The 15711-nt window shown below is 50.0% G+C and carries 11 protein-coding genes and 1 rRNA gene; all 12 read right to left on the minus strand.

Going from position 1 to position 15711, the window contains the following annotated elements; genetic code table 11:
* Positions 1 to 17: 17 nt before the first annotated feature.
* Positions 18 to 1574, minus strand: a 16S ribosomal RNA gene (locus tag H503_RS0108580).
* Between the two features lie 401 nt (positions 1575 to 1975).
* Positions 1976 to 3382, minus strand: a complete 1407-nt coding sequence (gene scfB / locus H503_RS0108585; RefSeq protein ID WP_009015610.1) for a thioether cross-link-forming SCIFF peptide maturase — start codon at positions 3380 to 3382, stop codon at positions 1976 to 1978.
* A gap of 121 nt (positions 3383 to 3503) precedes the next feature.
* Positions 3504 to 3647, minus strand: coding sequence for a six-cysteine ranthipeptide SCIFF (gene scfA, locus H503_RS12290; protein ID WP_009015611.1), 144 nt, complete (start codon positions 3645 to 3647; stop codon positions 3504 to 3506).
* 99 nt (positions 3648 to 3746) lie between these two features.
* Positions 3747 to 4571, minus strand: a complete 825-nt coding sequence (locus H503_RS0108595) for a polysaccharide deacetylase family protein (protein WP_226828496.1) — start codon at positions 4569 to 4571, stop codon at positions 3747 to 3749.
* Between the two features lies 1 nt (position 4572).
* Positions 4573 to 5505, minus strand: a complete 933-nt coding sequence (whiA, locus tag H503_RS0108600; RefSeq protein ID WP_009015613.1) for a DNA-binding protein WhiA — start codon at positions 5503 to 5505, stop codon at positions 4573 to 4575.
* A gap of 3 nt (positions 5506 to 5508) precedes the next feature.
* Positions 5509 to 6900: a gluconeogenesis factor YvcK family protein gene (locus H503_RS0108605; protein ID WP_009015614.1), complete on the minus strand. Its 1392-nt coding sequence runs from the start codon at positions 6898 to 6900 to the stop codon at positions 5509 to 5511.
* Positions 6901 to 6920: 20 nt separating this feature from the next.
* Complete coding sequence (gene rapZ / locus H503_RS0108610; protein ID WP_016459751.1) at positions 6921 to 7781, minus strand: RNase adapter RapZ; 861 nt, start codon at positions 7779 to 7781, stop codon at positions 6921 to 6923.
* 88 nt (positions 7782 to 7869) lie between these two features.
* A complete protein-coding gene (locus tag H503_RS0108615; RefSeq protein WP_009015616.1) occupies positions 7870 to 8685 on the minus strand; it encodes a Cof-type HAD-IIB family hydrolase in 816 nt (271 codons plus the stop codon).
* A gap of 70 nt (positions 8686 to 8755) precedes the next feature.
* The gene (gene rd, locus H503_RS0108620) at positions 8756 to 8914 is read right to left on the minus strand and encodes a rubredoxin (RefSeq protein ID WP_009015617.1); all 159 of its coding nucleotides are present in this window, start codon (positions 8912 to 8914) and stop codon (positions 8756 to 8758) included.
* A gap of 97 nt (positions 8915 to 9011) precedes the next feature.
* Complete coding sequence (uvrC, locus tag H503_RS0108625) at positions 9012 to 10838, minus strand: excinuclease ABC subunit UvrC (RefSeq protein WP_009015618.1); 1827 nt, start codon at positions 10836 to 10838, stop codon at positions 9012 to 9014.
* Positions 10835 to 13654, minus strand: a complete 2820-nt coding sequence (gene uvrA, locus H503_RS0108630; protein ID WP_009015619.1) for an excinuclease ABC subunit UvrA — start codon at positions 13652 to 13654, stop codon at positions 10835 to 10837. Before uvrA ends, uvrC begins: the two co-directional genes overlap by 4 nt.
* Complete coding sequence (uvrB, locus tag H503_RS0108635; RefSeq protein ID WP_016459752.1) at positions 13641 to 15641, minus strand: excinuclease ABC subunit UvrB; 2001 nt, start codon at positions 15639 to 15641, stop codon at positions 13641 to 13643. The genes uvrA and uvrB overlap by 14 nt, the downstream gene beginning before the upstream one ends.
* Positions 15642 to 15711 lie beyond the last annotated feature (70 nt).

The raw sequence follows: 15711 nt of genomic DNA on the forward strand, positions 1-15711 counted from the left end.
CGATCGGTTCTCCATAGAAAGGAGGTGATCCAGCCGCTCGTTCTCGAACGGCTACCTTGTTACGACTTCACCCCAATCATCGGCCCCACCTTAGACAGCTGACTCCTAAAAGGTTATCTCACCGGCTTCGGGTGTTACCAACTTTCGTGGTGTGACGGGCGGTGTGTACAAGGCCCGGGAACGTATTCACCGCAGTATGCTGACCTGCGATTACTAGCGATTCCAACTTCACGTAGGCGGGTTGCAGCCTACGATCCGAACTGGGGTCGGGTTTCTGGGATTTGCTCCACCTCGCGGTTTCGCTGCCCTTTGTTGCCGACCATTGTAGTACGTGTGTAGCCCAAGACATAAGGGGCATGATGACTTGACGTCATCCCCGCCTTCCTCCAAGTTATCCCTGGCAGTCTCCTATGAGTCCCCGCCATTACGCGCTGGTAACATAGGATAGGGGTTGCGCTCGTTGCGGGACTTAACCCAACATCTCACGACACGAGCTGACGACAGCCATGCACCACCTGTTTTCGTGTCCCCGAAGGGAGGGACCTATCTCTAGGTCTTTCACTCAATGTCAAGCCTTGGTAAGGTTCTTCGCGTTGCGTCGAATTAAACCACATACTCCACCGCTTGTGCGGGCCCCCGTCAATTCCTTTGAGTTTCAATCTTGCGATCGTAGTCCCCAGGCGGGATACTTATTGCGTTAACTCCGGCACAGAAGGGGTCGATACCTCCTACACCTAGTATCCATCGTTTACGGCCAGGACTACCGGGGTATCTAATCCCGTTTGCTACCCTGGCTTTCGCATCTCAGCGTCAGACACAGTCCAGAAAGGCGCCTTCGCCACTGGTGTTCCTCCCAATATCTACGCATTTCACCGCTACACTGGGAATTCCCCTTTCCTCTCCTGCACTCAAGACTTCCAGTATCCAACGCCATACGGGGTTAAGCCCCGCATTTTCACGTCAGACTTAAAAGCCCGCCTACATGCTCTTTACGCCCAATAATTCCGGACAACGCTTGCCACCTACGTATTACCGCGGCTGCTGGCACGTAGTTAGCCGTGGCTTCCTCGTTAGGTACCGTCAACACCATGACCTGTTCGAACACGGTGCTTTCGTCCCTAACAACAGAGTTTTACAATCCGAAGACCTTCATCACTCACGCGGCGTTGCTCCGTCAGACTTTCGTCCATTGCGGAAGATTCCCCACTGCTGCCTCCCGTAGGAGTTTGGGCCGTGTCTCAGTCCCAATGTGGCCGTTCATCCTCTCAGACCGGCTACTGATCATCGCCTTGGTGAGCCGTTACCCCACCAACTAGCTAATCAGACGCGGGCCCATCTTCCAGCGATAGCTTGCAAGCAGAGGCCATCTTTCCTCCCTCCTCCATGCGGAGGAGGGAGCACATTCGGTATTAGCATCCCTTTCGGAATGTTGTCCCCAACTGGAGGGCAGGTTGCCCACGCGTTACTCACCCGTTCGCCACTAAGAACTTACCGAAATAAGTTCTCCGTTCGACTTGCATGTGTTAAGCACGCCGCCAGCGTTCGTCCTGAGCCAGGATCAAACTCTCCAAAATAAAATTATTTTGAAGAACCTCTTGGCTCTTGAAAATACTAGCTCTTGTTTTTTTACTTCGTTTTCTCGAAGTGACTCGGTCGCGTCACTAAAGTGACTTGACCCGCACATCTGTCAATCAATATTTAGTTTTCAAGGTTCTACCGTCGCTTTCGTTCTTGGCTATCGGCGACTTTCATAGAATAGCACTTTTCGAAAGCGCTGTCAACAACTTTTTTTAATTTCTTTTAGGAGCTTCGGCTCAAGACTGCTTCCCAATCAGAACTTGCCGTGTTGACAGGTACATACTATACCAGATTAAAAAATCTTTTGCAAGCACTTTTTCTCTTTTTTTATTTTCTCTATTTTCACTTACTTCTACTAAGAAAACTGGCTGCCGCAAAACGGCAGCCAGTACTGATCTTATTCATCTACCTGATACTTAAAGTTATCAATGACGGGACGTTCGTCCTTTTTGCCTTCCCGCACATCTTCGGTAAGGAGGGCCTGGACGATAATCGCCATTTCCAGGCGCTTGCGCTGAATCTTGCAGCCATATTCATAGGGCTTTTCAATGGTGCCATTCACCAAGTCGGCGTTTGCGTGACAGCCGCCGCTACAGAAGAAGCGGGCCCAGCAGGTCCGGCACTCCTCTTTCTTCATAACGTGCATATGGCGGAAGTACTGAACCATATCTTTTTTCACAATACCCATATCTAAGGTGCCCATCTTATATTGTTCCCGTCCAACGAACTGATGGCAAGGATAGATATCCCCTTCTGGCGTAATGGCATAATACTCGTGACCAGCTCCGCAACCTGCAAGACGCTTGGCAACACAGGGCCCATTATCGAGGGCAACATTGAAGTGGAAAAAATCAAAGGGAATTCCCTTGCGTCTCTTATCAAGGTAGATTCGGGCGAGTTTTTCATATTCTTTATCAAGGATTTGCCAATCGTCTTCCGTAAGGACATAAGGTTCATTTGTCCCGACAACCGGTTCCATGGAAATTTCGGACCCCACCTCGAGCATAGCGAGAACATCATCGGCAAAATGCGGGTTGTAATGGGTATAGGTTCCCCGGAGATAATAGTTGCGTCCCCGCCGGCTTTCAATGACTTTCTTGAACCCTTCAACGGCCTTATCAAAAGAACCCAGATGCCCCGGATAAGGTCTCATATGATCGTGTGTCTTTTTGCTCCCGTCTAGACTAAGGACCAACATGACCCTGTTGTCATTGAGATAGGTTACGATTTCATCAGTAAGAAGCGTTCCGTTGGTGGTCAGCGTCAGCTTGATATTCTTTCCCGTTTCTTTTTCACGTTTGCGGACATAGTCCACAATGAATTTTACGACGGGCATATTCATAAGCGGTTCCCCACCAAAAAGGTCAAGTTCCAGATTATGGCGCTTTTTGCTTCCCTTGATGGCAAATTCGATGGCCTTTTGGGCTACTTCCTTGCTCATGAGGGCACGATGGCCGCCAAAGTCCCCCGTATCGGCAAAGCAATATCCGCAGCGCAGGTTGCAGTCATGGGCAACATGGAGACAGAGAGATTTGAGGATAGGTTCTTCGGCAAATGTATCGGGTACGGAAAAGTCTGGAGAAAAAAGGAGGCCTGCCTCCTGCAGTTCCTTTAGTTCCGCCAGGACTTCTTCCACATCGCTGTCCGCGTACTTTCCCTTGAAATGGGCCTTTGTCTCTTCCGGGTTGTTCCCATCATAGAACCCCAGGATATCATAAATCATCTTATCGATGATATGGACGGCGCCGCTATTGACGTCAAGGACCACATAGTGGTCATCTAAATGCATTCTATGGATCAGCAAACTGTTTCCGCCTTTCATGATGTCTTAACAGTAAACGTACTCCCCTTTTCATAAAAAAGAGGATATGAAATGTAGAAAGAAAAAGGCTCCCCGCTTAGGCAGGGAGCTGTTCTACAATACCTTAAGCCTTTTCGCAGACCTGGTTGCCTACCGTGCAGGACGTTTTGCAAGCAGACTGACAAGAAGCTGGGCATTCGCCGCAGCCGCCGCTGCGCAGGGTCTTTTTCAGCATTTCTTTATTGACAGTTTTGATTCTCTTTGCCATCGTACATCCCTCCTGACTTTAAACTGAACTTTATTTTATCTGTTTTTAAGGCATTATGCAAGGGTCTTTACAAAACTCCCCAGGAACGCTGCTTTTGATTTACTTTTTATGATAATACCACAAGAGGAAACGATTGAGGTCATATCCCGTCTTTTCGTTCACCCAACTGATCAGTTGGGCCTTATAAAGGGCCCTTTTGAAATGCTCCAGATTTTTCGCCTTGTGATGAAAGACATTGACCCGGCGCAGGGTAAGCAGTCCATCCTGTTCCGTATTGGTCCCAATGAGCCCTGTTACGCCTGCCGCATAGCCGGCTTCCTTCACATCTTCGACAACCTCTTTATTATAGGCGCCATTGGGGTAGCTCAAGGTTACACCATTCGGCGAATAATATAGCCCCAGCATGTGGTCATGGCTCTTCTTGAGATCTGCTTTCCGTTCCTGGCGGGAGAGCAGTGGCAGAGGCTTGTGGATATAAGTATGAGAACCAAGTTCCCACCCATATTGGGCAAGCTTTACTTCCTCGTCCCAGGTTAGATAGCCCGGCCACCCTTCATACATTCCCGCCATGAACATATTCCCAATATAGCCATATTCCTTCATGATGGGGGCCGCATTGGTCAGGTTGTCAAGGTAGCCGTCATCGAAGATAAGGACACATTCCTTATGAAAGGAATCGCCCGCCTTTCTTCTGCTTGCATAGTCCCCTAACTTGATGGTCTTATACCCATTTTCCTTGAGATATTCCATTTGGGTCCGAAATTCATCGGTTGGCATGGAATAAAGATCTGACTTATCTTCCACTCGGTGATAGGCGAATATGGGCACGGACCGATCCCTAAAATCCAAGAAATCATGGACCGCCCATGCGCAGCCTGCCGCGACAGCAATAAGGCCCAACAGAATCCCCGTTTTTCGATTCATCTTACTCACGCGCTTCCTTCCCTATTTTTTCCGCAATCTGTTCCAATTTCTTCAGCCGATGATTCAGACCCGATTTTCCAATATGGCCTTCCGTCAGCGCTGCAAGTTCCCCCACAGCTAAGTCTTGGTGTTTTAAACGCAGACGCGCCGCCTCCTGCAAGTTCTCTGGAAGCTGATCCAATCCTACGGTACGGTCAATGGTCCGAATGGCAGCCAATTGGCGTACAGCAGCCTTGACGACCTTGTTGAGGTTTGCCGTTTCGCAATTGACGACCCGATTGACCTGATTCCTCATATCCTTTAAAACCCGAACGTTCTCAAATTCCAGATAGGAATGATGTGCGCCGATAAGGGAAAGGAAAGAAGCGATGGCATTGCCTTCCTTCAAGTAGACAACATAGGTATTTTTTCGGTCAATCACACGGGCTGGCAAATCAAACCCCTTCATTATTTTACAGATATACTCCCCCATGTCAAGGCGGTCCGTGATTAGTTCCAGATGATAATCACTGAGCGGGCGGCTTACAGAACCACCCGCAAGGAATACACCTCGAAGAAAGGATTTCTTGCACGCATTCTTTTTAAGAAGCGCGGCTCCCGCAAGGTCAAGGGGAGAAAGCAGGTGAAGTTCTCCCAAGGCTATCCGTGCCTCACTGCTGGGTACGACGTGGACTTGATAGCGATTGTTTTTCTTAAGTCTCGTGGACCGCGTCACAATGACTTCGGTCTGAACAGCAAAGTTATTTTTGAGCAGACGAAGGACGCGGCGTGCCAAAGCCGCATTTTCCGTCGTAAAATGAATGCCCACTTTTTGCCCTGATAGGGAAACGGATCCACTGATCCGCAAAAGTCCGAACAATTCAGCGCGTTCTCCTTCTTTTGCTTCAGAATCGAGCCGTGCAACTTCATTTTTCACATCACTGGCAAAGGACATGGATCATGACTCCTTTTCCGTGTTCTTTGCCGCCTTCCCATGATTGCGCAGTTCCTGCATAGTCTGGCGAGCAAAGAAATAATCAAAGAAACGTACGCCGCGTCCAAATAAACGCAGCCGATAGATGAGGGCAATGATGCATTTTGCCAGCTTCTGCGGGTTATGGCGAACCAGATCGCTATCATTCAGGAGTTTTGCCGGCACCGCCTCAATCCCTAGTTTTTCAATTTTGTCGATATCAGGGGAAACCGGTTCAGCCCCTTCTTCCTTATACTTGGCAATCTGTTCCGGTTTGGCTTTTTGAACATTGACAACCACATAATCCAGGGCCTGGGCTCCCATATGGTTCACCAAGGTCTCCACATGTTCATAGGCCCCGTAGCCATCGGTCTCACCGGGCTGGGTCATGACATTGCAGACATAGATCTTGACGGCCTTGCTCTTTACGACCGCATCCCGGATGCCCGGTACAATCAGGCTTGCGAGGACGCTTGTATAAAGGGATCCCGGCCCCAGAATAATGGCATCAGCATGCAGGATGGCATCAACGGCCCGCTGGGAAGCCTTCGGATTTTCCGGTTCTGTCATAAGCCGAACGATTTTATGAGGGGATGCGGTAATGGCCGATTCCCCAATGACAACGCTGCCGTCATCCATTTGGGCCTTGAGTTGGATGTTTTCCGATGTACTGGGCCAAACCCGTCCATGGACCTTGAGGATTTCACTGATGGCAGCAAGACCGTCTTCCATATTGCCTTCAAGATCACTCATGGCGGCAATAAAAAGGTTGCCCAGGCTGTGACCAGAAAGAAATTCACTGTCATGAAAACGATACTGCATGGCCCGTTCCATGACAGGCTCCGTGTCAGCAAGGGCCACCAGACAATTGCGCATATCCCCAGGGGGAATGATGCCCATTTCCTTGCGCAGCCGTCCAGATGAACCGCCGTCATCGGCCGTAGTCACAACCGCCGTACAGTTATTGGTAATGAGCTTGATTCCGCGCAGGAGCACTGACAGACCGGTACCTCCGCCGATGACAACAACAGATGGCCCTTTGTCCAGTTTCTGCTGCGTAAAGATCAGTTCCCGCAAGGATTCCTTTTCTCCGGGCATGACGGAACGGATGACCGTCTTGACGACACGGGCACCGCCATAACACATAAAGAAAATGCCCACAACGACGTTAAATAGGCCTAAGGCCGTAATGGTCGACTGATAGAATTCACCGCCTACATAAGAAATGAAATTAAAGACAAGCGCTTCAATCAGCCCGACAAACTGGTAATTGAAGATCAGGGTTACACCAACACAAGAAAGGACTGTCCCCAGACCGAAAAGAAAGAGCCACCGTTTGAGGTTAAGGCCTGGGTATAGCCACTTTATCCATTTCATAGGCACACTCCTCACGGGAATTATTTCTTCAAGAGATCTCGATGAATCACTTGGGCCTGGTACCCGCAGGATTCAATGAATCGCCCCAAGGCGTTGGCAACAAAGACCGAACGATGGTGACCGCCCGTGCAGCCCACGCCGATCATGAGCTGGCTCTTGCCTTCCTTCGTATATTCAGGAAGCAGGAACTCAATGAGATCATAGAGTTTCCGCAGAAAAGTCTGGGTCACGGGCGACTGTTCAATATAGGCCACGACATCGGCATCGTTACCATTTTTTTCCTTCAGTTCCGGTACATAAAAAGGATTTGGAAGGAAACGGACATCAAACATCATGTCGCAGTCAAGGGGCGTCCCGTGCTTAAAGCCAAAGGATTGGACTGCAATACTCATGGCGGGCAGGCTCCCGTCCCGTCCGTAAAGGGAAATGATCTTAGCCCGCAGCTCCTTGGTCGTCGTATGGGTCGTATCAATGATTGTCGTGGCCCGCCGACGGACATGGGAAAGAATCTGTCGTTCACGCGCAATATCAGCACTTAGGCCGCCCTTTCCAGCAAGAGGATGACGACGGCGCGTTTCCTTGTAACGGCGCACCAAAGTCTGGTCATCAGCGTCAAGGAAAACCAGTTCAAAGGGGATCTTCTCCCGGCTCAGCTGGTCGAGGACTTCCGTCAGTTCATCAAAGAACTTACCGCCCCTGATATCAGCTGCCAAGGCAAGCTGATCGGATTCATCACTGCGTTTCATGCACAGTTCGATGAATTTTGGGATAAAGGTCGGTGGCAGGTTATCGACGCAAAAGTATCCTAAGTCTTCCAAGGTCCGCATGACCTGGGTTTTCCCTGCCCCACTCATCCCCGTAATGATCAAATTTCTTGCCATGATGGATTCGCCCCCAATCAAAAGTACATTTCTCTTATTATAACTTTTTCACTTATATGCCGCAACAAATGCGGTGCGTGCGCGCCCCTTATTCCGGGACATCGACCTGATTGGTCATGACGCTGCGAAGAATAAGGCTGACCCCGGACTGGGTGTTGGAAGCCGTAATGATGCGGGCCGCTTTTTGAATTGTTTCCTTGGCATTTCCCATGGCAACACCTACGCCGGCATGGGCCACCATTTCATAGTCATTATCCGAGTCCCCCACAGTAAGAATCTCTTCTCGGGTAACTTCAAAGCGCTTCATTAAAAACTGAAGGGCCCGCCATTTATTGGTTTCAGGATCCGTAATTTCAAGGAAGCCTTTTGAGGAAGAAACGATTTTGATGGCATTGCCGTAGACGGTCACAAGGTGCCGCCGAATCGGTTCCGGGTCATCATCAATGACAAGCAATTTATGGGGCGCCTCGGCCAACTGGCGCAGGCCCGCACCAGCAACTTCAAAGGGAACACGGGAAAACTTGGCATAGTACTGTGCCTTGGCACAGTCAGCAGGAACCAAAAGGGTATCATTGACATAAGCCTGAACATAGATATCCTGATCAAGCAGTTCCCCGACAATGCATTTTGCCGTTTCAAGGGCAAGGGGCCAATGGGCCAGTGTCTTTCCCGTGGAAGGGTCTTTCACGAGGGCCCCGTTATAAGTCACAAGAGGCAGTTTGATTCCCAGTTCCTGAGCATAACTTAAAGCTGATCGATACATCCGGCCTGTTGCCAGTGTGACGAGATAGCCTCGGTCAATCGCTTCCCTGACAGCCTCCCGATCTTTCTGAGAAATATTTTTTTCTTCATCAAGCAAGGTCCCGTCGAGGTCCATGGCAATCATCTTGAGGATATTAGACATCAGCGCTTCTCCTTTCTGAAAAAAGAAAAGCTGTCCTGCCTCAGGAGCAGAACAGCCTTGTGTCAATCGGTTAGCCTTCTTCAAACTGATCTTTGCCTACGCCGCAAAGAGGGCAGGTCCAATCATCGGGCAGATCTTCAAATTTGGTGCCCGGTGCAATTCCGCGATCGGGATCACCAGCAGCTTCATCGTAGACATAACCACAAACTTGGCAAACATATTTTTTCATATCGGATTTACCCCTTTTCTGTATTTGTTGACAATCGAATTATACCAAAGGCTTTCCCCTGTTTCAAGCCTTTTCGTAAAATTTTTTAAAGTAATTTTTATTTAATAAATGTTCTTTTATCAGAAGCAGATGCATGCAGGAAAGCAAAGAGTTTTTCCGCAGCTGTCCGAGTCATGGTAGGAACTGCTTCAAGATCATCAACACTTGCTTCCCGCATCTTTTCCAAAGAAGCAAACCGCTGCCAGAGAGCAGCCCGCCGTTTAGGGCCAATCCCCTCGATATGATCAAGGACAGAAACAAGATTGCGCTTAGCAAGCCTTTTCCGATGATAGGTAATGGCAAAGCGATGGGCCTCATCACGGATATGCTGGATGAGATGCAGAGCCGCTGAGGATTTATCAAGAAGGATGCTTTCATGGGCCCCTTCCGTAAAAATTTCCTCTTCCCTTTTGGCAAGACCGATAACGCGTACATCTCCAAGCCCCACACCGCGGATGACTTCAAGAGCCGAGCTTAACTGTCCTTTGCCTCCATCTATGATGATGAGACTGGGAATATCCTCCGCGTCCTTATACCGGCGATAGACGACTTCCTGCATGGATTTGAAATCGTCCGGCTTGCCTTCTGTAGAACGCAGTTTATACCGCCGATAATCCTTTTTCGAAGGGCTGCCATTGCGAAAGACCACCATGGATGCCACAGTTTCCGCCCCTTGATTATGGGATATATCAAAGCAATCCATCCGTTCCAAGGGGCCTGTCATGCCGATGGCGTGAGCCAAGTCCTCAGCAGCCTCTTCTGCCGGCTTTAGAGCAAGTCGTCCCTTCCGGAGACGTTCATCAAGGTTTTTCTTGGCATTTTCCTCCGCCATGAGGATGAGATCATGCTTAATGCCCCGCTGAGGGACAAGGATGGTGACATTTTTCTCATTTTTCTCCGTAAGCCACTGGGAAAGCAGGGCCCGGTCCTTATCAAAAAGGCCGCTTGACGTAATGATTTCCTTGGGGGGCCGATGCTCTTCCTGATAATATTCCCTAATGAAAGCAGAGAGGATTTCTGCTGCGGGTTCCCCTTTTTCATCATCAAGAAAGAAACTGTCCCGGCCCAATATCTTACCATTTCGCACAAAGAAGACTTCCAGGCAGACTCCTGTGTCATCCACCGCAAGACCTATGACATCACGGTCCCCGCTTTCTGTCGTTGCTTTCTGGGATTCTTCCAGCTTATTGAGGCTAAGAAGGGAGTCCCTGTATTGGGCTGCCTTTTCATATTCCATCTTGTCCGACGCGTCCTGCATTTTTTTCGTCAGCTGGCGCCGCAGTTCCGTGACCTTCCCATCCATAAGAAGAAGCACCTCATCAACGAGCTTCCTATACTCACTAAGGGGGACCTTTCCCGTACAAGGAGCCAGACAGCGATGAAGATGGTACTGGAGGCAGGGCCGTTTGACATTCATGCTGCGGCAGTGACGCAGGGGAAACATGGAACGGATGAGACGCATGGTTTCCCTTAAGGCCCCTACATCGGCATAGGGGCCGTAGTACTTGGCTCCATCTTTTTGAACGCGGCGCGTAATGTACATACGGGGATAAGCTTCATCGACCGTAATCTTGAGATAGGGGTAGGTCTTGTCGTCCTTGAGCTCGATATTATAACGGGGCCGGTACTTCTTGATGAGGTTGCATTCCAAGATAAGGGCTTCCATTTCGCTGGCGCAGACAATGGTCTCAATGGAATCAACATGGGCATTGATGGCCCGCACTTTCGGGGAAACCTGACTTGCCTTGCGAAAATAACTCCGCACTCGATTCTTTAGGATGACAGCCTTGCCGACATAGATAACCCGGCCCGCTGCATCATGCATGATATAAACGCCGGGCGCATCGGGAAGGACCTTCAAGGTCTCAGCAATGCGTTCATTCATTTAAGGATCCTCTTTATATACTGTCCTGTGTAGGATTCCGGTACCGCAGCAAGCTCTTCGGGGGTTCCCACAGCAACGATGCTGCCGCCCCTGTCCCCGCCTTCCGGACCCAGGTCGATGAGATAATCGGCCGATTTGATGACATCGAGATTATGCTCGATAACGACAACCGTACTGCCCGAATCAACCAGGCGTTCCAAGACCTGGAGCAGCTTATGGACATCAGCCATATGAAGTCCCGTCGTTGGCTCATCCAAGATATAGAGCGTCCGTCCCGTATTGGTCTTGGAGAGTTCCGCCGCAAGTTTGATGCGCTGCGCCTCCCCGCCGGACAGGGTCGTCGCCGACTGTCCCAGGCGGATATAGCCCAGGCCCACATCTTCAAGGACTTGGAGTTTCTTCAAGATTCGCTGATGGTTGCTGAAATAATCACAGGCTTCCGTAACGGTCATGTTAAGGACATCAGAAATATTCTTGCCCTTATAATGGACTTGAAGCGTATCCCGATTATATCGCGTGCCCCGACAGACTTCACAGGGGACATAGACATCGGGAAGGAAATTCATTTCAATTTTCAGCATGCCGTCACCATGGCAGGCCTCGCAGCGGCCGCCCTTTACATTAAAGCTGAAGCGGCCTGGTTTATAGCCCCGAACCTTGGCTTCATTCGTCGTTGCAAAAAGGGCTCGGATGAGATCAAAGGTTCCCGTATAGGTCGCCGGATTGGAACGAGGCGTCCGTCCAATAGGACTCTGATCGATATTGATGATCTTATCGATATACTGGACCCCCATGATCCTATCATGGGCAAGGGGGCGCTGCCGAGCCCCCTTGAGTTTTTGGGCAAGGCCGCGGTAAAGGATGTCATTCACAAGGGTACTCTTGCCGCTGCCGCTGACACCGGTCACAACGGTCAGGGTCCCCAAAGGAATGGAGACATCGATGTCTTTAAGGTTGTTGGCCCGTGCCCCTTTGACTATTATTTTCTTGCCATTTCCTTTACGGCGGACCTTGGGAACAGGAATCTTTTTCCGACCGCTGAGATAATCGCCTGTGACAGACCCTTTGACCTTCATGATTTCCTTTGCTGTTCCCTGAGCAACAACCTGTCCCCCGTTTTCGCCGGCGCCAGGTCCAATATCGATGATCTGGTCAGCTGCAAGCATCGTATCTTCATCATGTTCGACAACAAGGAGGGTGTTTCCCAAATCACGAAGATGCTTGAGGGTGGAAAGAAGTTTGTCATTATCCCGTTGGTGAAGGCCGATACTCGGTTCATCAAGGATGTAGAGTACACCGACAAGCCCGGAACCAATCTGTGTTGCAAGGCGGATCCGCTGGGCCTCGCCGCCGGAAAGAGTAGCCGCTGCCCGGCTAAGGGTGAGGTAATCGAGACCGACATTGTTAAGGAAAGAAAGGCGGGCCCGAATTTCCTTAAGGATTTCCTTTGCAATGAAAGCGTCACGGTCGCTGAGGGAAAGCTCTTCAAAAAACTTCAGGCATTCCCTGACGGGCATTTGGCACACTTCATTGATATTGCGTCCACCCACCGTAATTCCGAGGACTTCCGGACGCAGTCGGGCCCCGTGGCAGGTGTGGCATTCAATGGCCGTCATAAAGGATTCATAATCAAGACGCTGACTTTCGCTCATGGCATCCTTTAGCCGATGCTTCAAAATAGGAATGATTCCCTCAAAAGCGGTCGTATGGGGATGGACCTCTCCCATAAGGTTTTCATAAAGAAAGGTAAAGTGCTCATCAGGGATTCCTTCCAGCAGCTCTTTCTGCACCTTTTTAGGAAGGTCGTTCCACGTATTTTTAAGGGAAAACCCCCGCGATTTCAAGACTTCGGCAAACTGGCAAAGAAAATAGGACTTCGGGTTGCTGCTCATGGCGGCAATGGCTCCGTCTTCAAAGGGCACGTCCTTGTTCGGGATCACAAGATCCACGTCAAATTCCATATGCATGCCAAGCCCCATACAGTCCGGACAGGCCCCATACGGAGCATTAAAGGAAAAAAGACGGGGCTCGATCTCCGGAAGGGAAATGTTGCAGTCCGGACAGGCAAACTTTTCGCTGTAGACTTCAGTCTTGCCGCCAATTATTTCGATTTCCACTGTTCCTTCGCCAAGTTTCAGAGCCGTTTCCAAGGATTCGGACAGGCGCCCGGCAAGGGTTGGCCGACTGATGAGACGGTCGACAACGACAGAAATATAATGTTTCTTTTTCTTATCAAGCGTGATGTCCTCATCAAGGGTACGGATTTTCCCATCCACCTTGACCCGTACATAACCGTCACGGCGGACTTCATTGAAAACCTGCTTATGCTCTCCCTTACGGCCCCATACAAGGGGTGCCAGGACCATAAATTTCGTACCTTCCGGCAGTTCCAGGACTTTATCGGCAATCTGTTGGGGACTTTGGCGCTGAATGACCTTTCCGCAATGCGGACAATGGGGCACGCCAATGCGTGCAAACAAAAGACGCAAATAATCATAGATTTCCGTTACCGTTCCCACCGTAGACCGCGGATTGCGGCTTGTAGTCTTCTGGTCAATGGAAATTGCGGGGCTGAGGCCGCCAATATAATCTACATCAGGCTTATCCATCTGTCCCAAAAACTGGCGGGCATAGGCTGACAAAGACTCAACATAGCGCCGCTGGCCTTCGGCATAGATGGTATCAAAAGCAAGGGACGATTTGCCGCTGCCCGACAGTCCTGTAATGACAACGAGTTTATTGCGGGGAATCGTCAGGGATATATTCTTTAGGTTGTGCTGACGCGCCCCCTGGATGACAATTTCATTTTCGCTCATGGCGTTTACTGATTTCTCCTTTGATCAAAATCATTTGGTCACGATATTCAGCCGCCAGTTCAAAATCAAGCTGCTTGGCGGCTGCTTTCATATTCTTTTCGATAAGTTTCACTTGTTTCTGCAAGGCCTTTTCAGAAAGCTTCTTCAGGGAATCCACGCCGCCTGCTTTCACAGTGCCGCCGTCTTCTTCCACTTTGGTGAGCTTGATGAGCTCCACGACCTTCTTTTCAATGGTCTTCGGCACGATCCCGTGAGCTTTGTTATAGGCTTCCTGCTTGGCCCGCCGCCGTTCCGTCTCTTCAATGGCACGCTGCATGGATCCAGTCATGACATCGGCATACATGATGACCCGGCCGTGGGCATTGCGGGCGGCTCGGCCAATGGTCTGGATCATTGCAGTATCGCTGCGCAGGAACCCTTCCTTATCAGCATCCAAGATAGCCACAAGGGAAACTTCCGGCATATCAAGCCCTTCGCGCAAGAGGTTGATGCCGACTAGGACATCAAATTCCCCTGCCCGAAGATCACGGATGATCTCGGCGCGGTCAATGGTTGCAATATCACTATGGAGATAACGGACACGGATTCCTGACGCGGCAAGGTACTCTGTCAGGTCTTCAGCCATTTTCTTTGTGAGGGTCGTGACAAGGATGCGTTCCCCGGCCTCCGCCACTTTATGGATTTCTCCCAGAAGGTCATCAATTTGACCCTTGATGGGACGAACCTCGATTTTCGGATCAAGAAGGCCTGTCGGACGGATAATTTGTTCTACAACCTGCTCGGCATGATCCAGTTCATAGGCTGCCGGGGTTGCAGACACATAGATAATCTGTCCCCGTTCCTTTTGGAATTCATCAAAGGTCAAGGGCCGGTTATCAAGGGCTGACGGCAGGCGGAATCCATAGTTTACAAGCTGTTCCTTACGGGAACGGTCGCCTGCGTACATGGCCCGCAGCTGAGGCAGGGTCACATGACTTTCATCAATGACAGTAAGAAAATCATCTGGGAAATAATTGACCAGCGTAAAAGGCGGCTCCCCAGCCTTGCGTCCTGTCAAATGCCGGGAATAGTTTTCAATACCGCTGCAATAGCCCATTTCTTCCATCATTTCAAGGTCATAATTGGTCCGCTGTTCGAGGCGTTCGGCCTCAAGGAGTTTTCCTTCTTCATGCAGGACGGTAAGCCGCGCCTTCAGTTCTTTCCGGATATCTCCGCGGGCCCGTTCCAAATTCTCATCACTGGTCACATAATGACTCGCTGGGAAGATGGCCACATGGGTCCTTTTATCGATTACGTCTCCTGTAAGGACATCGATTTCCATGATGCTGTCCACTTCATCACCAAAAAGCTCAATACGGATGCCCTTTTCGTTGTAGCTGGAAGGAATGACTTCAATGACATCACCGCGGGCCCGAAAAGAACCGCGCTGCAGGACCAGGTCATTTCGTTCATAACGAATCTTGACAAGTTTTTCCAAGATGGCATCGCGATCGACCTCTTGCCCAACACGGAGGGAAAGGACGCTGTCATAGTAATCCTTTGGTGCACCTAGGCCATAGATGCAGGAAACAGAAGAGACAACAATGACATCACGCCGCTCAAACAGCGCACTTGTTGCAGAATGGCGCAGCTTATCGATTTCATCGTTGATGGATGAATCTTTCTCAATATAGGTATCTGTTGCCGGAATATAGGCTTCGGGTTGGTAGTAATCGTAGTAGGATACAAAGTATTCCACTGCGTTATGTGGGAAAAAGGCCTTGAATTCGCTAGCAAGCTGGGCTGCCAAGGTCTTATTGTGAGCAATGACCAAGGTAGGCCGCTGTACCTTTTGGATCATCTGGGCAATGGTAAAAGTCTTGCCAGTACCCGTTGCCCCCAAAAGGACCTGCGTATCCATTCCTTCTTTCACCCCTTTGACGAGGGCCTCAATGGCCTCAGGCTGATCACCGGACGGTGCAAAGGGGGCTTCCAATTGAAAGTCCATGAAAGGGCTCCTTTCCATAAAAATGAAGCAAGAGGTACTGTCCCCCAACTTCCTTATATTCTTAGAAGAT

The sequence above is a fragment of the Acidaminococcus intestini DSM 21505 genome, from assembly GCF_000425045.1.
Classification (GTDB): domain Bacteria; phylum Bacillota; class Negativicutes; order Acidaminococcales; family Acidaminococcaceae; genus Acidaminococcus; species Acidaminococcus intestini.